The sequence below is a fragment of the Streptosporangium sp. NPDC020145 genome, from assembly GCF_040631275.1.
Lineage (GTDB): Bacteria > Actinomycetota > Actinomycetes > Streptosporangiales > Streptosporangiaceae > Streptosporangium.
The window spans coordinates 25,323-48,328 of sequence record NZ_JBEXZT010000037.1 but is presented as its reverse complement, the minus strand read 5'-3'; the positions used below and the strand labels follow the sequence as shown (position 1 = coordinate 48,328).

General features: G+C 69.3%; 27 protein-coding genes. 13 read left to right on the top strand and 14 right to left on the bottom strand.

What is annotated here, in order from left to right; genetic code table 11:
- The first annotated feature begins 21 nt into the window (after positions 1 to 21).
- Positions 22 to 429 carry a hypothetical protein gene (locus tag ABZ463_RS37775; protein WP_362784189.1) on the top strand — a complete coding sequence of 136 codons (408 nt, stop codon included), beginning with the start codon at positions 22 to 24 and terminating at the stop codon, positions 427 to 429.
- Positions 430 to 575: 146 nt separating this feature from the next.
- Here ABZ463_RS37775 and ABZ463_RS37770 read toward each other — a convergent pair whose 3' ends face one another.
- On the bottom strand, positions 576 to 1,397 hold the full coding sequence (locus ABZ463_RS37770) for a class I SAM-dependent methyltransferase (protein ID WP_362784187.1): 822 nt from the start codon (positions 1,395 to 1,397) through the stop codon (positions 576 to 578).
- A gap of 91 nt (positions 1,398 to 1,488) precedes the next feature.
- Between ABZ463_RS37770 and ABZ463_RS37765 the strand changes: the two genes are divergently transcribed.
- Both ABZ463_RS37765 and ABZ463_RS37760 read left to right on the top strand, forming a co-directional pair.
- Positions 1,489 to 2,091: a TetR family transcriptional regulator gene (locus tag ABZ463_RS37765; RefSeq protein WP_362784184.1), complete on the top strand. Its 603-nt coding sequence runs from the start codon at positions 1,489 to 1,491 to the stop codon at positions 2,089 to 2,091.
- A 66-nt stretch (positions 2,092 to 2,157) separates the two neighbouring features.
- A complete protein-coding gene (locus ABZ463_RS37760) occupies positions 2,158 to 2,799 on the top strand; it encodes a hypothetical protein (RefSeq protein ID WP_362784182.1) in 642 nt (213 codons plus the stop codon).
- Positions 2,800 to 2,840: 41 nt separating this feature from the next.
- Here the strand turns inward: ABZ463_RS37760 and ABZ463_RS37755 are convergent, their stop codons facing one another.
- The 3 genes from ABZ463_RS37755 to ABZ463_RS37745 form a co-directional block, all read right to left on the bottom strand.
- On the bottom strand, positions 2,841 to 3,053 hold the full coding sequence (locus tag ABZ463_RS37755) for a DUF397 domain-containing protein (protein WP_362784179.1): 213 nt from the start codon (positions 3,051 to 3,053) through the stop codon (positions 2,841 to 2,843).
- A 360-nt stretch (positions 3,054 to 3,413) separates the two neighbouring features.
- Positions 3,414 to 3,626, bottom strand: coding sequence for a DUF397 domain-containing protein (locus ABZ463_RS37750; protein WP_362784176.1), 213 nt, complete (start codon positions 3,624 to 3,626; stop codon positions 3,414 to 3,416).
- Positions 3,617 to 4,447 carry a helix-turn-helix transcriptional regulator gene (locus ABZ463_RS37745; RefSeq protein ID WP_362784173.1) on the bottom strand — a complete coding sequence of 277 codons (831 nt, stop codon included), beginning with the start codon at positions 4,445 to 4,447 and terminating at the stop codon, positions 3,617 to 3,619. Before ABZ463_RS37745 ends, ABZ463_RS37750 begins: the two co-directional genes overlap by 10 nt.
- Positions 4,448 to 4,662: 215 nt before the next feature.
- Here ABZ463_RS37745 and ABZ463_RS37740 point away from each other — a divergent pair, with 215 nt between their 5' ends.
- Entirely contained in the window at positions 4,663 to 5,130 is a 468-nt protein-coding gene (locus ABZ463_RS37740; protein ID WP_362784170.1) for an ATP-binding protein, read from the top strand.
- Positions 5,131 to 5,297: 167 nt separating this feature from the next.
- Positions 5,298 to 5,492 carry a hypothetical protein gene (locus ABZ463_RS37735; RefSeq protein ID WP_362784167.1) on the top strand — a complete coding sequence of 65 codons (195 nt, stop codon included), beginning with the start codon at positions 5,298 to 5,300 and terminating at the stop codon, positions 5,490 to 5,492.
- Between the two features lie 177 nt (positions 5,493 to 5,669).
- On the opposite strand, the gene ABZ463_RS37730 is transcribed toward ABZ463_RS37735, so the two are convergent.
- Positions 5,670 to 6,266 (bottom strand): dihydrofolate reductase family protein, encoded by a 597-nt coding sequence (locus ABZ463_RS37730; protein WP_362784164.1) that lies wholly within the window; start codon positions 6,264 to 6,266, stop codon positions 5,670 to 5,672.
- Positions 6,267 to 6,437: 171 nt separating this feature from the next.
- On the opposite strand from ABZ463_RS37730, the gene ABZ463_RS37725 reads away from it, so the two are divergent.
- Genes ABZ463_RS37725 through ABZ463_RS37715 form a run of 3 tightly spaced genes read left to right on the top strand, consistent with a single transcriptional unit; the run spans position 6,438 to position 8,301 of the window.
- Positions 6,438 to 7,181: a CPBP family intramembrane glutamic endopeptidase gene (locus ABZ463_RS37725; RefSeq protein WP_362784161.1), complete on the top strand. Its 744-nt coding sequence runs from the start codon at positions 6,438 to 6,440 to the stop codon at positions 7,179 to 7,181.
- A 14-nt stretch (positions 7,182 to 7,195) separates the two neighbouring features.
- Positions 7,196 to 7,546, top strand: coding sequence for a PadR family transcriptional regulator (locus ABZ463_RS37720; protein WP_352015415.1), 351 nt, complete (start codon positions 7,196 to 7,198; stop codon positions 7,544 to 7,546).
- Entirely contained in the window at positions 7,543 to 8,301 is a 759-nt protein-coding gene (locus tag ABZ463_RS37715) for a hypothetical protein (protein WP_362784158.1), read from the top strand. Before ABZ463_RS37720 ends, ABZ463_RS37715 begins: the two co-directional genes overlap by 4 nt.
- Before the next feature lie 6 nt (positions 8,302 to 8,307).
- On the opposite strand, the gene ABZ463_RS37710 is transcribed toward ABZ463_RS37715, so the two are convergent.
- The 4 genes from ABZ463_RS37710 to ABZ463_RS37695 form a co-directional block, all read right to left on the bottom strand.
- On the bottom strand, positions 8,308 to 9,171 hold the full coding sequence (locus ABZ463_RS37710; RefSeq protein WP_362784155.1) for an SAM-dependent methyltransferase: 864 nt from the start codon (positions 9,169 to 9,171) through the stop codon (positions 8,308 to 8,310).
- 311 nt (positions 9,172 to 9,482) lie between these two features.
- Entirely contained in the window at positions 9,483 to 9,668 is a 186-nt protein-coding gene (locus tag ABZ463_RS37705) for a hypothetical protein (RefSeq protein ID WP_362784152.1), read from the bottom strand.
- A 344-nt stretch (positions 9,669 to 10,012) separates the two neighbouring features.
- The gene (locus ABZ463_RS37700) at positions 10,013 to 10,210 is read right to left on the bottom strand and encodes a ferredoxin (protein WP_352015502.1); all 198 of its coding nucleotides are present in this window, start codon (positions 10,208 to 10,210) and stop codon (positions 10,013 to 10,015) included.
- A gap of 75 nt (positions 10,211 to 10,285) precedes the next feature.
- Complete coding sequence (locus ABZ463_RS37695; RefSeq protein ID WP_362784149.1) at positions 10,286 to 11,497, bottom strand: cytochrome P450; 1,212 nt, start codon at positions 11,495 to 11,497, stop codon at positions 10,286 to 10,288.
- 147 nt (positions 11,498 to 11,644) lie between these two features.
- Here ABZ463_RS37695 and ABZ463_RS37690 point away from each other — a divergent pair, with 147 nt between their 5' ends.
- Positions 11,645 to 12,313 carry a TetR/AcrR family transcriptional regulator gene (locus ABZ463_RS37690; RefSeq protein ID WP_362784147.1) on the top strand — a complete coding sequence of 223 codons (669 nt, stop codon included), beginning with the start codon at positions 11,645 to 11,647 and terminating at the stop codon, positions 12,311 to 12,313.
- Positions 12,314 to 12,318: 5 nt separating this feature from the next.
- Here the strand turns inward: ABZ463_RS37690 and ABZ463_RS37685 are convergent, their stop codons facing one another.
- Complete coding sequence (locus ABZ463_RS37685; RefSeq protein WP_362784144.1) at positions 12,319 to 12,792, bottom strand: Rrf2 family transcriptional regulator; 474 nt, start codon at positions 12,790 to 12,792, stop codon at positions 12,319 to 12,321.
- Between the two features lie 80 nt (positions 12,793 to 12,872).
- On the opposite strand from ABZ463_RS37685, the gene ABZ463_RS37680 reads away from it, so the two are divergent.
- Positions 12,873 to 13,646, top strand: coding sequence for an NAD(P)H-binding protein (locus ABZ463_RS37680; RefSeq protein ID WP_362784141.1), 774 nt, complete (start codon positions 12,873 to 12,875; stop codon positions 13,644 to 13,646).
- On the opposite strand, the gene ABZ463_RS37675 is transcribed toward ABZ463_RS37680, so the two are convergent.
- Positions 13,631 to 14,215 (bottom strand): hypothetical protein, encoded by a 585-nt coding sequence (locus tag ABZ463_RS37675; protein ID WP_362784138.1) that lies wholly within the window; start codon positions 14,213 to 14,215, stop codon positions 13,631 to 13,633. The two genes, ABZ463_RS37680 and ABZ463_RS37675, sit on opposite strands and share 16 nt — an antisense overlap.
- Before the next feature lie 435 nt (positions 14,216 to 14,650).
- On the opposite strand from ABZ463_RS37675, the gene ABZ463_RS37670 reads away from it, so the two are divergent.
- Positions 14,651 to 16,306, top strand: coding sequence for a carbohydrate-binding protein (locus ABZ463_RS37670; RefSeq protein WP_362784135.1), 1,656 nt, complete (start codon positions 14,651 to 14,653; stop codon positions 16,304 to 16,306).
- A 427-nt stretch (positions 16,307 to 16,733) separates the two neighbouring features.
- Here the strand turns inward: ABZ463_RS37670 and ABZ463_RS37665 are convergent, their stop codons facing one another.
- Positions 16,734 to 17,804, bottom strand: a complete 1,071-nt coding sequence (locus ABZ463_RS37665) for a helix-turn-helix domain-containing protein (RefSeq protein ID WP_362784132.1) — start codon at positions 17,802 to 17,804, stop codon at positions 16,734 to 16,736.
- Positions 17,805 to 17,876: 72 nt separating this feature from the next.
- On the opposite strand from ABZ463_RS37665, the gene ABZ463_RS37660 reads away from it, so the two are divergent.
- Positions 17,877 to 18,626, top strand: a complete 750-nt coding sequence (locus ABZ463_RS37660) for a DJ-1/PfpI family protein (protein WP_362784129.1) — start codon at positions 17,877 to 17,879, stop codon at positions 18,624 to 18,626.
- Between the two features lie 77 nt (positions 18,627 to 18,703).
- Here ABZ463_RS37660 and ABZ463_RS37655 read toward each other — a convergent pair whose 3' ends face one another.
- The gene (locus ABZ463_RS37655) at positions 18,704 to 20,542 is read right to left on the bottom strand and encodes a siderophore-interacting protein (RefSeq protein ID WP_362784126.1); all 1,839 of its coding nucleotides are present in this window, start codon (positions 20,540 to 20,542) and stop codon (positions 18,704 to 18,706) included.
- Positions 20,543 to 20,797: 255 nt separating this feature from the next.
- Between ABZ463_RS37655 and ABZ463_RS37650 the strand changes: the two genes are divergently transcribed.
- Positions 20,798 to 21,526 carry an AraC family transcriptional regulator gene (locus tag ABZ463_RS37650; protein WP_362784123.1) on the top strand — a complete coding sequence of 243 codons (729 nt, stop codon included), beginning with the start codon at positions 20,798 to 20,800 and terminating at the stop codon, positions 21,524 to 21,526.
- 225 nt (positions 21,527 to 21,751) lie between these two features.
- Here the strand turns inward: ABZ463_RS37650 and ABZ463_RS37645 are convergent, their stop codons facing one another.
- Positions 21,752 to 22,813 carry a hypothetical protein gene (locus tag ABZ463_RS37645; RefSeq protein ID WP_362784120.1) on the bottom strand — a complete coding sequence of 354 codons (1,062 nt, stop codon included), beginning with the start codon at positions 22,811 to 22,813 and terminating at the stop codon, positions 21,752 to 21,754.
- Positions 22,814 to 23,006: the final 193 nt, after the last annotated feature.

Sequence of the window (23,006 nt, the reverse complement as noted above, 5' to 3'; positions counted from 1 at the left end):
GCGAGTTTCTACCTTTGAGGCATGAAGAAGATCCTCGGAGTCACCACCTTGCTGGCCGCCGCCGCGATCGCCGGGGGCGCGGTACTGATCCACAGCAACAGCCGCGAGCCGATCGTGCCCGCTTCGGAGACCACCCGCACCACGTACCGACTGACCGGAGACGAGATGGAGGTCGACTCCAGCGGCCCGGTGACGATCACCGTGGTCACCGGGCCTGCGGGCGAGGTCGTGGTCGACCGCAGGCTGCGCTGGACCGGCCCCAAGCGCCACGCCGAGTCGTGGAGCGAGCACCGCATGGCCATCGACTACGAATGCGGGGGCGGCGACTGCGGCGCCGACTACCGGCTGAGCGTGCCTGGCGGTACCCGGGTCAGGTTCGGCGGCGTGAAGGCCAGCTGCCCGCCCGAGATCGCATGCGAGGAGGCCTAGACCCAGCGCCGTTCGGTCAGAGCCGGGGCGGCGGTTTCAAGGACCGGCGGGGATCCGGAAAGCCACAAGGCCGGACTCCGCCTTCGAGGCTCGATCACGTGGCTGAAGCTCCTCACCACAACCACATGATCCGAACCCCGAACGGCTCAGGGGGACAGGGACGCGGTGACGGCCATCGTGGTGTAGGTCATGGTGAAGCCGCCTCCGATGGCGTCGATGGCGGCTCCGACGTCCTGAAGGATCTCGGCCAGCCTGTCCGGGGGGAGCCGGGTGAGCACGCCGGTGGTGGGGAGCAGGTCGAGCCAGTCGGCACGGCTGTAGTGGTGCTCCCAGTCGAACCGCAGCTGTTCCGGCTCGCCGAACACGGCCGCCTTCCTGATGCCGTCGGCGAACGTCGTGAACATCGTCCGGTAGACGTCCCTGGCCGGTTTCGGTGACGCGGCGCCGAGCGGCGAGTCGGGCACGGCCTTCCCGAAGGCCGTGGCGAACGCCTCGGCGACAGGGGGCGGCGCGTCGTAGGCGTGGGCGAACACCGCGAGCAGGCCACCGGGACGCAGCACCCGCGCCGCCTTGGCCGCGCCCACGGCCGGGTCCACCCAGTGCCAGGACTGCCCCGCGACGACCGCGTCGAAGGTACGGCCCGCGGCGTCCCATTCCTCGAAGGTCGCGACCTCGACCTCGATCCCGGTACGGCGGGCGAACTCGGCCATCCGCACGTCCGGCTCGACCCCCAGCACCTCACACCCGGCCGCCAGGAACTGACGGGCCTCGATACCGGTGCCGCAGCCGACGTCGAGGACGCCGAGGCCGGGGCTGTCGGCGATGATCCGCCGCACCAGGGCGTCGGGGTAGGCGGGCCGGGCACGGTCGTAGCGTTCGGCGTCGACGCCGAACGACTCGGCCATCTGCCTGGCCTTGTGGGCTTCGTTCGGCTGGGGCTCCGGTTGCTCTCGCATTAGAGTGGGCATGCGCCCACCATAGTGGGCACATGCCCACTCGACAATCGGGTTACGGTTCGCGGTAAGCGAAGAAGGGTTCGAGGAGAAGGAGGGGCCGGAGATGCCGACCGGGGTGGCCCTTCGGGACGTACGGCAGCAGCTGTTCGACGCCGCCGAGCGGGTCCTGCTCCAGGACGGCGCGAACGGCCTGACCAGCCGGGCCGTCACAACGGAGGCGGGCGTCGCCAAGGGGGTCCTGCACCGGCACTTCGAGGACTTCGACGCCTTCCTCGCCGACCTTGTGCGCGACCGTGTCGCCCGGCTTGAGAGCCAGGCCGCGACCCTTCGTGACTCGGCCGGGACCGGAGACGTCGCGGGCAACCTGACCGGGGCGTTGGTCGACCTGTTCGACCCGGTCGCCGTGGGAATCGTCGGGCTCATCATCTTCCGCGACGAACTACGCGCCCGGCTGCGACAGGACCGACCGGCTCCCGGCATCCCGGTCCTGACGGACGCCGCGACCATGGTCGCCGGCTACCTGAGGGAGGAACGCGAGATGGGTCGCATCGCGGTGGACGCCGACGCGGACGCGCTCGCGCTCTCCCTGGTCGGTGCCGGGCACCTGCTGTTCGCCGACCGAGGGAGAACAGCCCCGGGACCCGGCGAAGTCGGCAGGGTCGTGAACGCCGTCCTCGCCGACGTCATACAGAGACGCCTGCTGTGAACCGGTGACCGGCGTTCGCCTGGTTCATGGGCCTCGCCCTCGACCCCCGTTGTTAGGCTCCTTCCGGTGAGTGAGCAACCGCTCGACGGTGGTGTGAAGCTGACATCCGCCGAGATCGAGGCCCTCGACGCCAGGTGGGCATCCTGCTGGACACCGGGCGAGGTGGCGCGGCGGCTGGCCGGGGTCTCGACGACCTGGTGTGTGGCCGCGGGCTGGGCGCTGGACCTGTTCCGTGGTAGGCGGACGCGCGAGCACGGGGACATCGAGATCGCGGTTCCCGCCGCCGACTTTCCCGAGGTTCGTGACCGCTTTCCCGGGTACGCCCTTGACGCGGTCAGCAGCGGCACTCTCTGGGAGAACGCCACGGCGGACGTCCTGGCCGCCACACATCAGACCTGGCTTCGTGAGCCGTCCACCGGCGACTATCTGCTCGACGTCTTCCGGGAACCGCATGACGGGAGCACCTGGATCTGCCGCCACGACGAGACGGTCCGGCTTCCCTACGAGGACATCATCGACCACAGTCCGGACGGGATCCCGTACCTGGTGCCCGAACTGGTGCTGCTGTTCAAGGCCAAGCACGCTCGCCCCAAGGACCACCGGGACTTCCATGGCACCGTCCCGCACCTGACCCCGGCCCAGCGCCGGACACTGGCCGACCTCCTCGCCCACACCTACCCGGGACACCCCTGGCTCGCGGGCCTGTAGCCCGCCTCACGCGGCTTCAACCGTGATCCGCGAGGTGGGAGTCAGAAGTCGAACTCGCCGTTTTTGGCGCCGTGGATGAAGGCGTCCCAGACGGCGGCGCGTACGACGTAGGGGGCCTGGTCGGGGGCTTCGGTGTCGCGGATGGCGACGCGGCTTTCGGAGAGGGGGCCGACCTCAAGGCAGTTGCCGCCGTTGGAGCTGCTTTTGGTGGCCTTGCGCCAGTGGGCGTTTCTCAGCTCTTCGCTCAGGTTCATTTTCAGGAACCTCCTCTGACTTCGGATCGGCTCGCTGCTGAGGCGTCCGGTGCCGTGGGCGTTCGTCGAGCTTCTTCATCCTGAATCCGCAGCTCAGAACGGTCAACAGGTTGTGGAGAACGCGCGATTCGGCACCGGGCGGACCGCCGGGCGTTTCAGCTCGGTCCGGGCAGTTCTGCGCCGACCGCCTTGGAGTACCTGGTGCGGAGGGTGAGAAAGGCTCGTTGTTTGGTGAGCGAATGGGTTTCCGGTGGGGGCGCCGTCCGGGGGTGGGCGGTGCCCCCTTTTTGTTCCTGTACGGCTCGCGGTTGTTTCGGGATGCCCTGTGGGTGATGGGAACCGAGGTCCGCGAGGCGGGGGTTAGAAGTCGAACTCGCCGTTTTTGGCGCCGTGGATGAAGGCGTCCCAGACGGCGGCGCGTACGACGTAGGGGGCCTGGTCGGGGGCTTCGGTGTCGCGGATGGCGACGCGGCCCCCGGAGAGGGGGGCGACCTCAAGGCAGTTGCCGCCATTGGCTCCGCTCTTGGTCGCCTTCCGCCAGGAAGCTCTGGCTAGTTCTTCGCTCAGGTCCATCTTTTGAGCATCTCCTTCATTATGCTGATCGATCCCCGCTGAGACTCTGCCTCGGATCGTAGTGATGAGTAGTTGGCGGAGATTTCTCGGACGATTTCCGGGGCGTCGGTGATTCGAGCCATCCCGGGCGATTCTAGGTACACCTTGTCCGCCTCCCCGGGGATCTGGGCGATGACGAACCCGCCCAAGAGTCCGTACGTGGAGCCCTGGGCTACGGGGACAATCTGTATCCGGATACGAGGAGACTTTACCGCCTCTAGCAGGCGCTCTACCTGACGGCGCATGACGTCCTTGCCGCCGATAGGGCGCATCAGGACGGTCTCGTCCATTACTACCCACAGCAAGGGGGCATTCGAGGTTTGCAGGATGGACTGTCTGCCCATCCTGAGCTTCGTCAGCTCCTCTACCTGCTCTTCATTGGTCATGACGTTGCCGCTGATTACCGCATGGGCATACTCGGCGGTCTGAAGTAGGCCGGGTACGACGAGGGGCTCCCAGGACTGGATCGAGGCGGCAAGAGCCTCGACCTCCATCCAGGAGCGGAACCAGGTGGGGGCTCCACGTACTTCGGCGACGACCTCTTTGAACATGTCAATCAGTGCGCCCTTCGTCCCCAACACCTGGTCGCACTGCTGGATGAACATCTCGGACGGGCGGCGGCCTGCGCGCTCCACCTGACCAACCTGGCTGTGGCTGTAGGAGACGCGGTCGGCGAGCTGTTCCTGGGTGAAGCCTGAGGCCTCTCGGTAGCGGCGGAGTGCCAGGCCGAGGGCGGCGAGCGGGGTCTTCGGGTTGGGGTCGAGCTTCTTCGGGGCAGGCACGGACCCTCCTGATACCGAGGTGCTACAGATACGACATACAGATTCCGTGCAACCGTCTAATAGGTGTGCGCGGAATCCCCATTCAGAAGGTAACCGGTTGACGGCAATCTGGGAACCGCCCAAGGAAATACAAGGGCACAGTCAAGGACCCCGTCGTACGGCTCAGCAGATATTTGCGTCATAGCCGGGCGGCCTGGAGAAGGTGGGTGATTCCTATGGCAAACGGACAATGCTGGCGGGAAAAGACCCTGGGAGATTTCGTGCTGGAAAGGGACCCGGCGTCGGTTCCGGCTGCCAGGGAGAGGGCTCTGAAGATTATCGGGGAGGACTGTTCCGTACGGGACGACGTTCTTCTCGTGGTCTCCGAGCTGGTGACCAACGCGATCCGGCACCCGGAACTGACCGGGAGGGTCCACGTCACCCTGACGGCGGGCATGGGGCTGCTCATCGTGGAGGTTCGCGACCCCGGCACCTGGTACGAGGCGCCCCGGGTCGTGCCACCGTACGACCCGCTCGCCGTCGGGGGCAGGGGGTTGCTTCTGGTCGCGCTGCTGTGCGGGGGGCGGTGGGGGACCTACGTCATCGGGGGTGGCGAGCGGATCGTGTGGGCCGCCGTACCCGTGACGGCGTGGGCTCCGCGCGCGCAGGAGGTGATCGCCGCCCGCAGGCGGCTGGTGGCCTGAGACCGGCCACCTCTCAGAACGACCCCGCTGGGGGTGCCTGCGGGCCGGGCCGGGCCCGCCTGGCTCCGCGTCGCGGAGCCCCTCCCACCGGGGTCCCATCCCTCTCCGGAAAACCAGAAGCCGGAGAAACCAGAAGAGCCAGAAGAGCCGGAGAAACCGGAGGGTCCATGTCCTCGAAGACCAAGAGCCTGATCGAGTTCGCCGCCGCCGTCGTGTTCGTCGTCGGGCTGCTGGCCTTTTCCATCTGGGCCGTTTCTGAGCCGGCCGCGATTTCCGTGCCGCTCCTTTTTCTCCTGGCGGTGCTGAGCGTTTCCGCGCTCATCGCGGTCCTCAAGCCGCCGAGTCGCGGGCGGCGCTGGTAAGAACTCCCCGGTAGGGTCTCTGGCCGACCTTCCCCCGGGGTCACGGTCCATTCCGCGAACCGTGGCGCCCTATCGGGGCAAAAACACAGCAGCCCTCTCCGACGGCATCCGGAGGGGACTGCTGTGTTTCGTCATTCCCGGTGAAACCGGTTTCCCCCGATCACACCGAGCACCCGGTCAGGCGGGTACGGCCGGGCGGTAGACGCACACCTGCGCCCCCGTGGTTGCGGTGACCAGGGAGACCAGGTCGAAGGTACGCAGCGCGCCGTCGCCGGGGAAGATCGTCTTGCCGCCGCCGAGGATCACCGGCATGACGACGAGTCTGAGCTCGTCGACCAGGCCCTCACCGATGAGGGTGCGCGCCAGAGTGGGGCTGCCCATGACCAGCAGGTCGCCCCCGTCCTGCTCACGCAGCTTCCGGATGTGGGCCACGGCCTCCTCGCCGGGCAGGAGGCTGGTGTTCTCCCAGGTCAGCTCGTCGTCGCGGAGGGTGCGCGAGACCACGTACTTCTGGATGGAGTTCATCCGGTCGGAGAACGGGTCGCCGCCGCGCTCCGGCCAGGCCGCGGCCATCGTCTGCCAGGTGCGACGCCCGAACAGCAACGCCTGCGCCGCGGACAGCCCTTCGTCGAAGAAGCCGCCGACGACCTTGGGGTCGAAGAACGGGTGTGACCAGCCGCCGTGGGTGAAGCCGCCGTCGGTGTCCTCCTCGGGGCCGCCCGGTGCCTGCACGACGCCGTCCAGGCTCATGAACTCGCTGATCACGATGCGCATGGGTCTCGCTCCTTCGATGTGCTCTCGTCCCGCCACAGGCTATTGCCGACGATTTGGACTGTCAAGACAACTCAATTTGTCGGTGGAAAGTGGCCATTGCAATATAGGTTGTATTCCTAACTAGGTTGCTCTACCGTTTAGGTAGCGAAGCACTTAGCGGAGGTTTCCCCCATGTCGTTCACCCCTCTGGCCTTTGGGCTGTCGGCCGTACTGGTCGTCTATCTGGCCGTCGTCAGCCCTCTGACGGGCAAGCACACCTACGACCGGCTGGGCCGTACCCGTGACGAGGACCCCGGCGTCTACCGCAGGATGCTCACGATCTGGAGCGCCGAACTGTGGGCGGTGGCCGCCGTGGCGCTGGTGATCGTCGCGATCGAGCCGAACCTCGACCTGGCGGACATCGGCCTGGTGATCAACAGGCCGCCGGACACCACCCTGGGGATGGTCGTCGGTGCCGTGTTCACCATGACGGTCGTCTCGATCGCCCGCGGGTGGGCGGCGGCCAGGGGGGTCAAGACGTCCAAGGCGGCTCAGGCCGCCCTCCAGCAGAAGGCCGTCAGCCACCTGCTGCCGCGTACGAGGACCGAGCGCTGGTACGCCGCGGGGCTCTCGGTGACCGCGGGCATCACCGAGGAGATCGTCTTCCGGGGGCTGCTCATCGCCGTCGGCACGGAGGCCTTCGGCCTCAGCCGGGAGGTCGCGGCGGGGCTCGCGCTCGCGGTGTTCGTCGCGGGCCACCTCTACCAGGGCTGGCGCGGCATGGTCCCGGTCGCCGTGGCCGGCCTCAGCCTGACCTTCCTCTACTTCAGGACCGGCGACCTGCTCCTGCCGATCCTGGTCCACGCGATGATCGACCTGTTCGCCCTCACGTTCTCCAGGCGGCAGCGGACCGAGCTGGTCAGGGAAGCGGCATAGGTAGGATCGCGACTGTGACGAGCGACCGACGTGCGAGCTGGCTCAAGGGCGTTCTCGACCTGCTGGTCCTGGCCAGCCTGACGTCCGGGGAGAACTACGGCTACGAGATCGCCAAGGACCTGGCCGAGTCGGGCCTGGGCCAGATCAAGGGCGGCACCCTCTACCCGGTGCTCAACCGGCTTGAGGAGGCGGGGCTGGTCACCGCCGAGTTCCGGGTCACCGAGCGCGGGCCGGGACGCCGCTACTACCGGCTCACCGACCAGGGCAGGCGGACGCTCGCCGAGCAGAGCGGTCTCTGGCTGAGTTTCGACGAGTCCGTGCGCGCCGTACTCGGCAGGGGCGGTGCGGAGGAGGTGTCACGATGAACGGTTACTTCGAGCGGCTCACCGCCGCGATGACCGAGGCGGGCATGCCCGCGGACCGGGTCGAGGCGACCGTCACCGACCTGCGGGCCTACCTCGCCGAGAGCGGTGGCGACCCCGAGGAGGAGTTCGGCCCGGCGGACGAGCTGGCCGCCGAACTGACCGGCGCCTCGGCCCCGCCCGTCGAGGGCGCCCAGACCTGGCGCTGGACCGCCGACCTGTTCCACGACGTCAAGATGCTCAACGAGTACGGCGCGCAGGGCTGGGAGGTCGAGAAGGTCGACGTCAAGGGCATGTTCGTCAGTGTCCGCGACCCCGAGAACTCCCAGCAGTGGGAGTACCGCAGGGAGACGCGCCGCCCCGGCCTCGTCGAGTCGCTCGCCCCCGACGGCTGGGAGCCGTGCGGGACGTGGGTGTGGTTCGAGTACTTCAAGCGTCCCAGGGCCGTCAGCCTGGGACCGGCCGCCGAGCTGAGCGCCCCGCCACGGGGGCCGGGGCGGGGCTTCTTCCTCAGCCCGAGGTTCTACGCCCTGGTCGGCGTCCTCCTGGTGGCCGAGGTCGTGTTCACGGTGCTCGTGCTGGTCGTCGGAAAGGATGAGATCGGGGAGTTCGACGGCCTCGACACCCTGTTCGGCCTGTTCACCGGCGCGACCCTGGGGGTGGCGGCCGTGGTGGCGGTGCTGTGGCTGTTCAGCAGGTCGCGCGGCGGGGGCCGCGACGAGCGCGACGGCGACGGCGGGAGCCGGCGGGCACCGTAGGAGGGGTCACGCGGCGGGGGCCGGGACCACCGAGCGGACCAGGCGGCAGTTCTCCGGCGGCAGCAGCCTCTCGTTACTCAGCCAGCTCTCCGGATCGGCGGCCTCCCGCTGGCCGACGTGCTCGGCGACCGACAGGCCGTGCTCCGCGAGCGTGGCGGACAGTTCCTCGGGGGTGAAGAAGCTCAGCCAGGGCTCGCCGCGTTCGGCCGCCGCGGCCATGGCCATCTGGCCGAAGGCGGTCGCGGTCTCGTCGCACAGAGCGGGCGGCAGGGCGTACTCCATGACCAGTTCGCTGCCGGGAGCCAGCCGGCCGACCGCCGTGAGCGTGGTGCCGATGGCCTGGGCGGTGAGGTACATGCTGACGCCGAGCCAGCTGACCAGGGCGGGTTCCGCCGGGTCGAACCCCTGGGCGACGAGCCGCTCGACGAGGTCGTCGGCCTCGAAGTCGGTCTCCACGAAGACCGGTCCGTCCTGCGGGGCGACGCCCGCCGCCGCGAGCAGGCCGCGCTTCCAGCGCTGGGTGGCGGGGTGGTCGACCTCGAAGACCGTCACCTCGCGGGCCAGCGGTGAACGGTTGGCGAAGGTGTCCAACCCCGCGCCGAGGATCACGTACTGCCTCAGCCCGAGCCCGGCCAGTTCCGCCAGCCGAAGCTCGGTGTACCGACTACGGGTGGTGACCTGCGCGCGGACACCGGACAGGATGAGGTGCTCTCCGTAGGCGCGGTGGTAGCCGATCAGCTCCTCGGCCCGGTCGCCCAGCAGGGCCTCGGCGAGGGTGTCCTTGAAAATGAAGGGTGCTCGGTCGACCACCAGATGGGCGGCGCGGGCCGCCGCCGCCATGAGCGCGGTCTGGCTGTGCTCGTCGTTCATCGGCTGTTTCCTTTCGCGGTTTCCAAGCCGTTGAACGACGATGCTAGGCGCGTGTCCGGGTGATTGTTTCCATCATATCAGTTGAAAATTAATTTAATGTAACGGCCGGATGATGATACGGGATCACTGTTTTTTATTCGCCGGTCGGCGCCCAGGGGGAGGGTGTCCGTCCGTGCACCGGGCGTGCCGTCCCCGCGGAGGTCTCCCGAGCACGAAAAACGGGGCCGCCCGGTTGGGCGGCCCCGCGGGGGGCTTGCCGTACGGCTGTGACCCCTAGGTGTTCTTCGAGGTCACAGCCATGTTGTCAAGGCTTAGAGGAAGTAGTAGACGTCGACTCTGCCGTCGGAACGGTTGGAGAAGACGGCTTCGCCGGCCTGCTGGGCAGGGGCCCTGTTGACGAACGCGACCGCCGCCGCAGGGTTCGCCTGGATGGTGTGCCGCCAGATCTTCGGGGCTGCTGCGAGGGCTTCCTTGCTGGCGACCTCGGAGTCACTCATTTTGTTCTGCCTTTCTGCCGATAGGCGGTCGTGGAGAGGTGGTGCAGCTCATGTATCGCACGACAGGAAAGGCGGTGTGTATGGCCCCAGGGTATGTATTGCATTTCTTTTCGGCCGGTTCGCTGATTGCCAGAAAGGGCAAAGTGTTTTATGTTCGTCTTTGTGTGGAAATGGCGTGCCGGTCATTTGTTGCCATTGGCGGTATATGCGACCTCGGTGGGGTGTGACATGGCATTAATACGGAGACAGAAGAATGGCTACCAAGAGTAATCGATTATTAACCCTGGGTCGTGAAATGGCTCGCGGACCGAAAGCCCCGGGGCAACGGCCCCGGGGCGGGGATCTCAGTCCTCGTGGACCGTGATCGTCGAGGTCGGGCAGACGGCGGCGGCCTCACGGACCGCCCTGTGCAGCTCCTCGGCGGGCGCGGGCTCGAGCAGCACGACGATGCCGTCCTCCTCGCGCTGGTCGAAGACCTCGGGCACGGTCAGCACGCACTGTCCGGCGCCGCAGCACCTCGTCTGGTCGACGCTCACTCTCAAACTCATGCCGGCTCCTCCTTCACCGTCACGGACGTCGACGCCATGGACGTCGCGTAACAAATGCCGCCACGGTCCTCACCACCGGACCGGCAGCTCGCTCAGCCCGCCGACGGCCAGTCCCTCGACCCGCCGCAGCTCCTCCTGGGGTACGGCCAGCTCCAGGGTGGGCAGCTTGCGCAGCAGTACCTCAAGGACCACCTGGAGTTCGGTACGGGCCAGGGCCTGACCGAGGCAGGAGTGGATCCCGGAGCCGAAGGCCAGGTGCGGGTTGGGGGAGCGGGTCATGTTCATCTCGGCCGCCGCGTCGAAGACGCCCTCGTCCCGGTTGGCCGAGGCCATGCTGCAGATCACGGTGGTGCCCCGGGGCAGGGTCGTGCCGCTGACCTCGATCTCCTCGCGCAGGTAACGCGGCAGGCCGATGCCCGCGTTGGCGTCGAGGCGCAGCGCCTCCTCGACCGCGGTGCGCACCAGCGAGGGGTCGGCCAGCAGCCGCTCCCACCGGCTCCGGTCGCTCAGCAGCATGGCGACCATCTTGCCGATCATGTTGGCGGTGGTCTCGTGCCCGGCGACCAGCAGTCCCATGCCGGTGACCACGATCTGGAGGTCGGACAGGCCGCCCTCCTCGGGAGGGCCGACCGCGATCAGCTCGCTGAGCAGGTCGTCGCCCGGCTCGGCGCGCTTGGCGGTGACGTGCTCCGACATGTACTGGAAGAACTCAAGCTGGGAGGCCTCGGTCTCCGCCTTGGTGTAGCGGGTGAGGTTGAGCAGCGCGTCCGACCAGTGGGAGAAGCGGTCCCGGTCCTCGGCGGGCACGCCGAGCATGTCGCAGATCACGTAGACCGGCAGCGGGAAGCCCAGGGCGGCCCGCAGGTCGCCGGGGGCGCCGCCGGCGACCATGTCGTCGACGAGCCGTTCGGCGATCTCGGTCATCTTGGGCCGCAGCGCGATCATCCGTTTGGCGGTGAACCACTTGGCGACCAGGCGGCGCCAGTGCTGGTGGCCCTCGCCCGTGTCGGGGACGATCTTCGTCATCTCCCCGCTGAACACCCCGTCGCCCTCCGCCGAGAGCCGGGCCGCGTCGGGCGCGTCGAGCCGGCGGGTGAAGCGGGGGTCGGCCAGCACCCGCTTGACGTCGTCGTACTTGGTGAGCAGTGTGGCCTGGTCGCCACTGGGCAGCCTCACATGGGCCACGGGACACTGCTCACGCAGCCGCTCCCACTCGGCGGGCGGCTCAAGCGCCGTCTCACCGGGGAACGGGTAGTTCAGAAGCTGCTCGTCGGTAGTCACGCGGGCCTCTCCTCCGAACGGAACGGTCGATGGGGGCGCTCGCCTCGGGCGACGATGCCCGATCTTCCTCCGTACGCCCCCTGTCATCGAACTTAACCTACATATGGAGGAAAACCTACATGTGTAGGTAGAAGGTAGATTTATCCCGTGACCACGAACAGAGACGGCAGAGCTCCCCTGGGTGATCGGCGGGTGCGCCGTACGCAGAAGGCGTTGCAGGGCGCGCTGATCGAGCTCGTCGAGGAGCGGGACCTGTCCCGCCTCAGCGTCGCCGACGTCGCGGGACGGGCGGGGGTGAGCCGTTCCACCTTCTACGACCACTACCGGGACGTCCACGAGCTGGCCGAGGCCGCCTGCACCGTGATGATCGACGAGCTGATCGGGGCCGTGCCCGGTCCCGGCGCGGTCTCGGCGGACCCGGCGCGGGACGCCCCCCAGAAGCTGCTGGCCTTCTTCACCACGCTGGCCGAGCACGCCGGGCTCTACCGCGCCCTGCTCGGGCCGAGCGGGAGCGCGCGGGTGATCGACCACATCCGCCGCCGTGCCACCGCGGCGGGGTACGCCGGGGCACGTCAGGCCAGGGGCAGGGCCACGGTGGAAGGCACAGGGGAAGGCACAGGGGAAGTCACGGTGGAAGGCGCGGGGGAGGCCGTACGGCAGGGTGACGGCGACCCGCACGACGTGCCCGCGGCCTTCGCCGCCGGGGCGCTGGTCGGAGTGGCCGCGGACTGGCTGCAGCGCGGCTGCCCGCGCACGCCCGCCGAGATGGCCGACCTGACCTGGCCGCTGTTCACCGCCCTCTACCGCCGGGACTGAGTCCGTCAGGGCTGGGTGAGCAGCCGTGACCGGGTGCGGGCGGGAGCCGTACCGGGCAGGGTGTCCAGGACGTCGGCGAGGGAGACCCCGGCGAGGCTGCTCCGCCACGCCTCGTGCGCCTCGGCCATCTTCCTGGCCAGCACACAGGTGTCCTGGCACTGCTCGGGGGGCAGCGCCCCGCGCCCCCGCATGCGGATCTCCCGGCACTCGTACGGCGAGGCTGCTCCGCCGACCGCCTCGACGATCTGCAGGAGCGTCACCTCGGAGGCGGGCCGCGCGAGTCTGAACCCCCCTCTCGGACCCGTCGTCGCGGCCAGCACCCCCGCCTTGACGAGCAGCTGCAACTGCTTGGCGAGATAGGGCGCGGGCAGGTCGTAGTACTGAGCGAGCTGAGCCGCCGACGCGATCTCCCCCGGGAGGAGCTGTGCCAGTGACGCGGCGCAGTGCAGGACCCATTCGGTGCTCACGGGCAACTTCATGCCATGAGTCTATCTAAGACATTGCGGATCTTTTTAGTCCGAGATACCGTGCAAGTGACACCACGGGAGGAAAGGTCATCATGCGGATCGCAGTCGCCGGTGCCACCGGCAACATCGGAGCCCTCACCGTCGCCGCCCTCGAAGAGCCCCTTGGAGGGCAGGGCCACGAGGTCGTGCGCGTCAGCCGTTCGCTCGGCGTCGACCTGACGACCGGAGAGGGGCTCGACACGGCCCTGACCGGGGTGGACGCCGTCGTCGACGTCACCAACGGGGGCGAAGGAGACCGGGCGGAGGCGATCGCCTACTTCGGCGCCACGACGCACAACCTGCTGGCGGCCGAGGAACGGGCGGGTGTCCGGCACCACGTGCTGCTGTCGATCGTCGGCATCCACAAGATCGAGGGCAACGCCCACTACGCGGGCAAGCGGGAGCAGGAACGGCTCGTTTCCGAGGGGCCGGTGCCGTGGACGATCGTGCCCGCCACGCAGTTCCACGACTTCGCCGCCATGGTGGCGAGCTGGACGGAGCGGGACGGCGTCGCCACCGTCGCGCCGCTGCTGGTGCAGCCGATCGCGCCCGCCGACGTGGCCGCCGTCCTCGCCGAGGTCGTCACGGGTGAGCCCCAGGGCCGTCACCCCGACGTGGCCGGGCCGCACACGGAGGACCTGGTGGACATGGCCAGGCGCACCAACGAGGTGCTCGGCCGTAAGGTGCGGCTGGTGCCCACGTGGAAGGAGTTGTTCGGCGTCGAGATGGCCGGCGAGGTGCTGCTGCCCGGCGAGGGCGCCCGCATCGCGCCGACCACCTTCGAGGAGTGGCTTGAGCGTCTATCGGAGGATCAGGGGAAGAGGTAGGCGATGTCGGCCCGGTCGTTGCCCGAGCCGAGGGCGTCGGCCTTGTACCACGCGCGGGAGCGGTTCAGGGTCGTCGCGTCGTCGTAGATCGCCCCACCCGCGCGGTCGGACTGGTTGTTCTCCAGGGCGCTGGTGATGTCCTGCCAGCCGAAGTCGGCCAGCTGGTGGAGGCCGTACTCGTAGAAGGCGATCATGGCGCCGCCCTCGCGGTCCCACAGGGCGTGCTGGTACAGGCAGTAGTCGCCGTAGCCGCAGGCGATCCTGGCGTAGGCGGTGCGCGCGGTGGCCTTCACCGGGGTGGGGAAGGTCATGACGGCGCCCTTGTCGCTCCAGACGATCTGGTTGGCGCCCCTGCGCTGCCCGCCGTACCTGGCGATGTGCTTGTCGATCTTGCCGGTCAGGTCGGCGTCGTCGACCGAGGCGAAGTTCGTCTCCTCGGCCCGCGCGGCGGAGACGGAGGTGGTCGGGGAGGGGTCCGGTGTCGGGACGGCGGCACCGGCGGGCGCCTGGACCGTGACGGTGAGCGCGACCGCCGCGGCGGTGAGCGACAAGGCTTCTCTGGCCTTCATGTGTCCCCCTTTTGTCGGTGAGTTTTCCCCAGTGCGATTGTGTGCCGCGTCCAGGAGGAACCGACAGCTGGGAACGCGCCAAAAAGCACGGATTCCCTGCCACCGTCGCGCTCGTCGACGGCCTTCATTGTCAGGAGTGCTTTACCGGAGTCCTTGCAGGGTCGTCAGGGCGACGTTACAATCCGAATCTATTAGGAAAGTTTCCTAATGGAAAAACGGTGAAGAGGTGTTCACCTGCCCCTTCACGCTTAACGGGTCGCTTCGGCGTCCACGCTGAACGTGACCCTGTCCCGTTACACATGCCGGCCAGGCAGTGCCGACGTGAAATCTCGGTACGGCCCGCCCGGTGAAAGACGCACTCCGCCCACGGCCGTCCCCACTTTGCGGGACAGCGGCGGGCATGCCAGAACACCCCCCATCCTCTGGAAGTGTGACGTGAGATTTCGTGTCGTCATCCTCGCGCTCTTAGCCGCCGGCATGACGGGTCTGGGCGCCCCCGCGCTGGCCGACGCCGGCGCGGTACAGGCGAGTGTCCAGGCCGTCGCCGCGGCCTGGGCTCCCTACACCTCCTACACGGCGGGCACCGTCGTCACCCACAACGGCGTCGACTACCAGTGCCTTCAGAGCCACACCTCGCTGCCCGGCTGGGAGCCCGACCGGGTTCCGGCCCTGTGGAAGGTCAGCACGGGTGGTCCCAGTGACCCGACGCCCCCCTCGACCCCGGGCAACCTGCGTGTCACCGGCACCTCGTCGAGCACCGTCTCGCTGGCCTGGGACGCCTCGACCGACAACGTCGGCGTGACCGGCTACGAGGTCTACCGGGGCACGACCCTGGTGACCACCGCCACCGGCACCACCTACACCGACTCGAACCTGAGCCCGTCGAGCACCTACACCTACACCGTGCGCGCCCGTGACGCCGCGGGCAACCGCTCGCCGGAGAGCGCCCCGGTCAGCGCGACCACGCAGGGCGACAACGGCGCCCCCGGTCAGCCCGGTACGGCCTCGGCGACTCCGACCGCGACCAGCATCACCCTGACCTGGGGCGCCTCCAGCGGCACCGTGACCGGCTACCGCGTCTACGAGGGTGCCACGCAGAAGGCGCAGGTCACCGGGACCACCGCGACCATCTCGGGCCTCGACGCCTGCCGGGCGTACACCTACACGATCAAGGCCTACAACGCCAACGGCGAGTCGGCGGGCCGCGACGTGACCGCCAGCACCTCCGGCTGCCCCCAGTCGCCCAGGCTGCCCGGCGCCCCGTACCTGTACATGGGCTGGGGCAACCCCCCCAACCCGGGCACGGTGATGGACGCGACCGGCGTCAAGGCCTTCACGATGGCCTTCATCCTCGCCCAGAACGGCTGTAACCCGGCGTGGGACGGCCAGCGTCCGCTGACCGGCGGCTCCGACCAGAACGCGATCAACACGATCAAGTCCAAGGGCGGCAGCGTCGAGATCTCCTTCGGTGGCTGGAGCGGCAACAAGCTCGGCCCGAACTGCTCCACCCCCGAGGCCTTCGCCGGCGCCGTGCAGAAGGTCATCGACGCGCTCGGCCCGGCCGTGGTCGACTTCGACATCGAGAACACCGACGAGTTCGAGAACTACACCGTCCAGGACCGCATCCTCAACGGTCTGAAGATCGTCCGGCAGAAGAACCCGAACGTGAAGATCGTCGTCACCATCCCGACGTTCAAGACGGCCCTGAGCGCGGCGGGCGTCCGGCTGGTCAACCAGGCCAAGGCGCTGGGCGCTCCGATCGACAACTACACGATCATGCCGTTCAACTTCAGCGGCACCGAGATGTACCAGGACACGGTCAACGCCTCCGAGGGGCTGAAGAGCTCGCTGAAGAGCGCGTTCGGCTGGAGCGACTCCGAGGCCTACGCGCACATGGGCATCTCCGGCATGAACGGTAAGTCCGACAACAACGAGACGACCACCCCGGCCCAGTGGACCAAGATCCGTGACTGGGCCATCTCCAAGGGCCTGACCAGGTTCTCCTTCTGGGCGGTCAACCGTGACCGGGTCAACGGCGGCGGCGTTCCGCAGGCCGAGTGGGAGTTCACCAAGATCACCGCAGGCTTCTGACCTTCGGCAATGATCTGACCTGAAGTTCGGAAAGGGGACGGGGCGCCACCCGTCCCCTTTTCTTCTGCTTATTCACGATTTTTCGGGATGTGTCCGGGAGTTCTGCCGGTCGTTTCTCCGAGGCCCCCTTTCAGCCGTTCCCCCGAACGTCCCGAATGCCTCCTCGAACGTCCTGGACGTCCCCTGGTTCGCTCCCTGGGACGGGCCTCCGGCATCCTGAACGCCCTCTCATCCGACCCCCGGGACGTCCCCGTACGGCTCCCGGATGTCCTGAACGTCCCTCGTGCGCCTGGCGTGTTCCCCGGGACGCCCTTCAGCCGTCTCGGACGTCCTGGGCGTCCCCCGCCCACCCCTGGGACACGTCCCCTGGCGCCCGAACACCCCCTCGTCCGACCCCCGAGACGTTCCTCACGCGGCTCCCGGACGTTCAGGGGGCGTCCTGGATGTTTCCCCGGGCGTTCTCCCGGAAGCGGAAGGCGGCGCGGTAGGCGCTGGGGCTGACCCCGGCGCGTTGGGCGAAGCGGGCGCGGAAGGACGCGGGCGAGCCGAAGCCGCAGCGCTCGGCGACCCGCTCGACCGGCAGGTTCGTGCTCTCCAGCAGTTCCCGCGCCCGGTCGACCCGGGCCCGCAGCAGCCACCGCAGCGGCGTCGTCCCCACCTGGTCCTGGAAGCGGCGGTTGAGGTTGCGGACGCTGGTGTTCGCCTGGCGGGCGATGTCGGCGAGCGTCAGCGGCAGGTGCATGTGCTCGCGCGCCCAGCGCAGCGTCGGCCCCAGATCGGCCCCGCCGGGTGCGGGCGACGGGTGGCGGACGAACTGGGCCTGCCCGCCCTCGCGCTCCGGGGCCATCACGACACCCCTGGCGACGTTCGCGGCGACCGCGGGCCCGTGGTCGTTCAGCACCACGTGCACGCACAGGTCGAGCCCGGCCGCGACACCCGCCGAGGTGAGGATCTGCCCGGTGTCGACGTACAGGGCCTTCGCCTCGACCTCGACCAGCGGGTAGGCGCGGGCCAGCTCCCCGGTCATCCGCCAGTGCGTGGTGGCCCTGCGCCCGTCGAGCAGCCCGGCGGCGGCGAGCACGAACGCGCCGGTGCAGATGGACAGGACACGGGCACCACGCCGCGCCGCCGTACGGAGGACGTCGAGCACCTCGGGCGTCACCTCGGGCGCGTCCCGCGTCAGGCCGGGCACCACGACGGTGTCGGCGGAGGCGGCGTCCGCGAGCGGGTGCCCCGGGCTGAGCCGGAAACACGCGACGCCCACGGCGGTGGCCGTCACCTCACCGGGGCCGCAGACCAGGACCCGGTAGAGCGGCGTCCCGCCGGGCGAGTACGCGCTGGCGAACACCTGGCAGGGCACACCCAGGTCGAACGCCACGACCCCGGGCAGCGCCAGCACGGCGACGGTGTGCACAGGGGTGGACACCGCCTCGGACGCGTCACCGGACACGGCGTCGGGCACGGGAGCGGACACGCCGAGGGGTGCGGGGGTGAACACGGCCAGAACCTAGCGCACCACGGCACTCACGCCACTGGTCCGCCCCGGCCGCCGACCGCAGACTCGTGGCTCATGGAACGCAGAACCCTTCTCCAGAGCGCCGCCGCCGTCACCACCGGCGCGCTCCTGCCGACCGCGGTGAGCACCGGTACGGCCACAGCGACGACCACAGCGACGACCACGGCGACGACCACGACGCCGGGGTCGTCCCTGCGACGGGTGCACATCGTCCTCTTCGACGGCGTCGAGGAACTGGACTTCGCCGCCCCGCTGGAGACACTGGACATCGCGAGCAAGTTCGGCGCGCCCATCGAGACGACACTCGTCACCTGCGACGGGCCGAGAACGATCGTCGCGAGCTGCGGCACCAGGATCCAGGTCACCGCCCCCTGGCAGCCGGAGAACGCGGACGTGATCCTGGTGCCGGGCGGCTACGCGCGCGACCCCGACCGGCCGGGCGTGGCCAGGGAGATCAAGCGGGGGGTGATCCCCGCCGCCCTGCGGGCCGCCCGCCGTACGCGCCCTGTCATGGCGTCGGTCTGCGTCGGCGCCCTGCTGCTGGGGGCGGCGGGCCTGGTCAGGGGACGGCCCTGCACGACCCACCACATGAGCAAGGACAAACTGGCCGAGCAGGGCGGCAAGGTCGTCGACGCCCGGGTGGTGGACGACGGCGACCTCGTCACCTCGGCAGGGGTCACCAGCGGCCTCGAACTGGCCCTGTGGCTCGTCCAGCGCGGTCACGGCATCGACGTCTCCCTCAACGTCGAACGGGTCCTGGAGTACGAACGCCGGGGCGCCGTCTACCGGACCGGCCGCGACTGACCCGGACAGACCTCAGCGCGCGGCCTCGGACACGCGCCCGGCCCGGTGGACGGCAGGTTCGGGACCACGAGCGGACCTCAGCGCGCGGCCTCCAACACCCACAGCCGGTGGTCCCAGCCGATGTTCCTGGAGAACCTGACGCGCAGCCCGGCCTGGGCGGCGAGCCCCTCGATCCGCTCGGCGGGACGCAGCCCGGAGCCGAAGGCGCACTTGAGCCGCAGGTGGTAGAGCATGTCCTCGGCGTCGTGGAAGTCGTCCGGCATGCACGGCTCGACCATGACCAGGTCGGCGCCGTCGGGCAGGCCGTTCGCGGTCTCGGTGAGCACCTGTACGGCGTCGCCGTCGGGCAGCCAGGTCAGCAGGTGCGCCAGCAGGTAGGTGCCGTCCCCGCCGGGCGGCACCGCGCTCGCGGAGGCGACCAGCTCGACCTTCGGCAGGACGTCGGTGTCGAGCACGCTCTCCCTGAGCACACCCAGCGCCGACGGCATGGCCGCGATCCGCACCTTCAGCGTGGGGAAGGCCTTGACCAGGGCGTTGACGACGCTGCCCGTCCCGCTGCCCGCCGCGGTCAGCGAGCTCACCTTCTCCCAGTCGTAGGCGCCGACGACGCCGGGCACGACCCACAGCGCGGTCTCCTCGACGATGGAACGGGCGGAGCCCCCCAGCGTCTCGTCGGTCCGTACGGCGACGCCCAGCGTCTGTCCCGCCGCGGTGCGGTAACCGCTCTGGCCGGTGCGGAGCGTGTGCACCAGCCCGGACAGCGAGAGGTCGAGGGCGGCATGAGCCCCGTCGAGGTGATACTCCTCCGCCGAGTGGTCGTCCTCGATCAGCTCGTCGCTGATGGGGGTGAGCCGGTAGCCGCCGTCCTCGTCGCGTGCGAACACCTCGATCGACACCAGGTAGGACATCAGCACGCCGAGGGTCTCCGGGTCCGTGGCGGAACGCCGGGCCAGCTCGGGCAGGTCACGCACCCCGGAGTGGACCAGGTCGACCAGGCCGAGCGTGATCGCGGCCCTGACGGCGAAGCCGGGCGCCAGGTCGGTCATCGTGTGCAGCCGCTCGTGGGCGTCGTCGTCCTCCTCCTCGTGCGCCTCGGCGGTGGGGGAGGGCGCGGTGTAGCGCCAGTAGCCGGTGAGGTGCATCCACTCGCGGGGCACCTCCCGTTCGGTGACGAGGTGCCGCCGTACCTCCTTGAGGGCACCCGCCTCTCCGGCCGCCCAGACGAACACGGTCCCGGGCAGCCACTCCAGCTCCCGTACGGCGCGCGCGAGCAGATCGGTCGTCCCGGCGGGGGCGCCGTCCCGCGACAGCCAGACGACGTCGGCTTCGGCCCTGGTCGGCAGCTCCTGCCGGTGGGAGGGGTCGCCGATCTCGATGAGGACCTTGGCCCTGGTGCCCTCGGGCATCTCCTCAAGCCAGCGGCCGATGGCGGGCAGCGCGGTCTCGTCGCCGATGACCAGGAGCCAGTCGGCGCCCTCCGGGTGGCCGTGGGACATCTTCGGCCCGGCGATCCAGGCGACCTGTCCGGGGGCCGCCTGGTCGGCCCACGACGAGGCCACGCCGCCTTCGTGCCGTACGAAGTCGAAGTCGATCTCACCGGCCTCGGGGTCGAAGCGGCGCGGGGTGTAGTCCTTGGCGAGCGGCCGTTCGTCGACCGGCCAGTCGAGGCTGCTGACGTTCTGCGCGGGCAGCACGGGCGGCTCGTCCCCGACGCCGAAGAAGAACTTCACGTGGTCGTCGAAGCCCTCGGAACGCAGCTCGGGCAGGTCGAGCCCGTCGCGGGTGAAGGCCCGCAACTGCTCGCCGCCGAAGGTGACCCGCCGCATTCCCGGCGTGACGTCCGAGACACGCAGAACGGTCAGCTCTCTCAGCACGATGGGAAAGGTGACGGCCGCACGGGGATTGCGGGTGGGCATCTGCGCTGCTCCTTGGTAGAGGGCGACGGGCTCAGGAAACTGACCATAGGACGAACAGGGCGAAACAAATCCAACCGGGCGGCCAAACCGTGTGTCCGTCCGTGCCATTCAGGCGCTCACGGCGGCCGTACCCCTGCTTCTTAAGCTGATAAATGGCTACTTAGGTTACCCTTACCTTATTTGGGTCGATCCAACGTGGAGGGCGGCCGCTCACACTCAGGGGTCACGTGCCCCTGACCGTCAGGAGGTCGGACCGTGATCGGAGAGGTACCTGGGCCGGAGACCATGGCGGACGACGAGTTCGTCGCGGACTGGGGGCATCCGCCGCACGCGCACACCTACCACCAGTTCCTGTTCGTCCCGCTCGGGTGGATCACGGTGACCGCGCAGGGCAGGGAGCACCGCCTGTCGGCGTCGGTCGCCCTGTGGATCCCGGCGGGGATCGCGCACAGCGCCAGGTTCGGCGAGGACTCGATGATCGTCTCCGAGTCGTTCGACGCCGAGCGGTACCGCCTGCCGTACACCGAGGTCACGGGGGTGAACGTCACGGACGCGCAGCGCAGGATGTTGCTGAGCAGGACCCGCAGGTCCGTGCTCTCCGACGACGCGTTCGCGTTCGCCTCCCTGTCGGCGGCGACGCGGGCGAGCCTCCCCCTGCCGCAGCCGAGCAGCCCGCTGGCCGCGACCGTCGCCAGGGAACTGGGCCGCAGGCCTGACGATCCGCGCACGGTCACCGAGTGGGCGCTGAGCCTGCACACGAGCTCGACGAGCCTGCGCCGGGCGTTCCGGGCCGAGACGGGCCTGGCCTTCTCCGAGTGGCGGACCAGGCTGCGGCTCAACCACTCCCTCGACCTGCTCCAGCGCGGCCACCTGGTCGGCGCGGTGGCCGCCATGGTCGGCTTCAGCAGCGTGAACGGCTACATCATGGCGTTCCGACGGCATTTCGGGCAGACGCCGGGGGCGTACGCGAGGAAATCGGCCTGAAGGGGGAGTCGCGATGGAACCGTCCCAATGGCGGTCCGGTCCCGGAAGTTGTCAATTCACCTGAGGTGACCGGCTGATCACTGATAGACACGTCATCGGTGGGCGCGGTGCTGGAGGAGGAACCGGGCCCACCCGAGGGGAAGGGACGGGACCATGGCCGCCGCCGCACGCCAATCTCACCCCGTCCGTCCCCGGCAGCTTCCGGGCACGCCGTACGGCCGGGCCTCAGCCGTGGTCGGCGGGGGAGTCACCGGCCGGCGGCTCAACGGGAGCCGGGGCCTCGATCAGCCCGATGGGCAGCGCGCCGTCGGTGTTCCACGGGGGCTGGGTGAGCTGCTCGGAGGCGCCGTCGAACTTCCTGGCGGCCTTGGGGTGGCCGTTCGAGGCGGCGCGGTTGAACCAGCTGGCCGCGGCCCAGTCTTCTCCCTTGCTCTGGTGGATCATCGCCAGCCGGTAGGCCGCGTCCGCCTGACCGTGGTTGCCGGCCAGGCGGTAGAAGAACATCGCGACACTGAGCTGCTCCGGCCCCGCCCGCTGGTAGTGGCGGCCGTACCGGTAGGCCAGCTCGGCGGCGGCCCGCGACTGCTGCGGGTCGTTGAACAGCGCGGGCGCGTCGGCGTGCCCGGCGTCACCGGCCTGGCGCAGCCACTGGCGCCCCTCCTCGGGCCAGCCCTTCAGCAGGGCGATGACGGCCAGGCGCATGCAGTCGTCGCCGTTGCCGACGTCGCTGTGGTGCAGTAGCCGGGCACCGGTCCTGCCGTAGACCTGCAGGAGGTGCTGGGTGGCCTCGGGCAGCGGGGGCTCGCTCGGGGCGGTGGGCCGCTGCCGCGTCCTGCGGGGGGCCTCCTGAGGCCCGGACTGCTCCTGAGGCCGTACGGCGGGCCGGGTGAACGGCGAGGACGCCGGAGACGCCGGGGACGCCGGAGCCGTCTCGGCCGGCGCGGGTTCCTGGACGGTGGGGGTGCCGAGATGGGCGGCGCGCCAACGCCGGTGCCAGGCGTCCGTGTCTCCCAGGGTGCTCACGTCGAGCCCGGTCAGCTCGGCGGCCGTCGTGCAGGCGCTCACGAAGGAGGACACCCACGGCCAGCCGGGGACACGCTTGCGTTTCCCGCTGAGGATGTCGTGGGTGGTGCTCTCGGTCAGCTCTCTCGCCAGGCCCGGGGTCTTCCCCGACGGCCGTGAGAGCCTGCGCAGCTCGGACAGCGTGGGGGAACCGGCCAGCTCACGCAGCTCGTTGAGCTGCGCGATGAAGGCGCGTAGCGTCGCGACGTGGTGTGAGTGAGCCATCGCCCCCAGCCGGAAAATGAGTGATCTGTGATCTACGGGTAGTAGTTGGAGTCATATTGGCATCAACCGAGGGTCAAGCAGGGGGAGATCCCATATCCCGCCTCGTCCGGGGCCGATCGGGGGTTGACCTGGTCAGGCACACCCGGATGAGACAGAACAAGGTCGAAACGATCCGGATGACTCCGGATAGGTC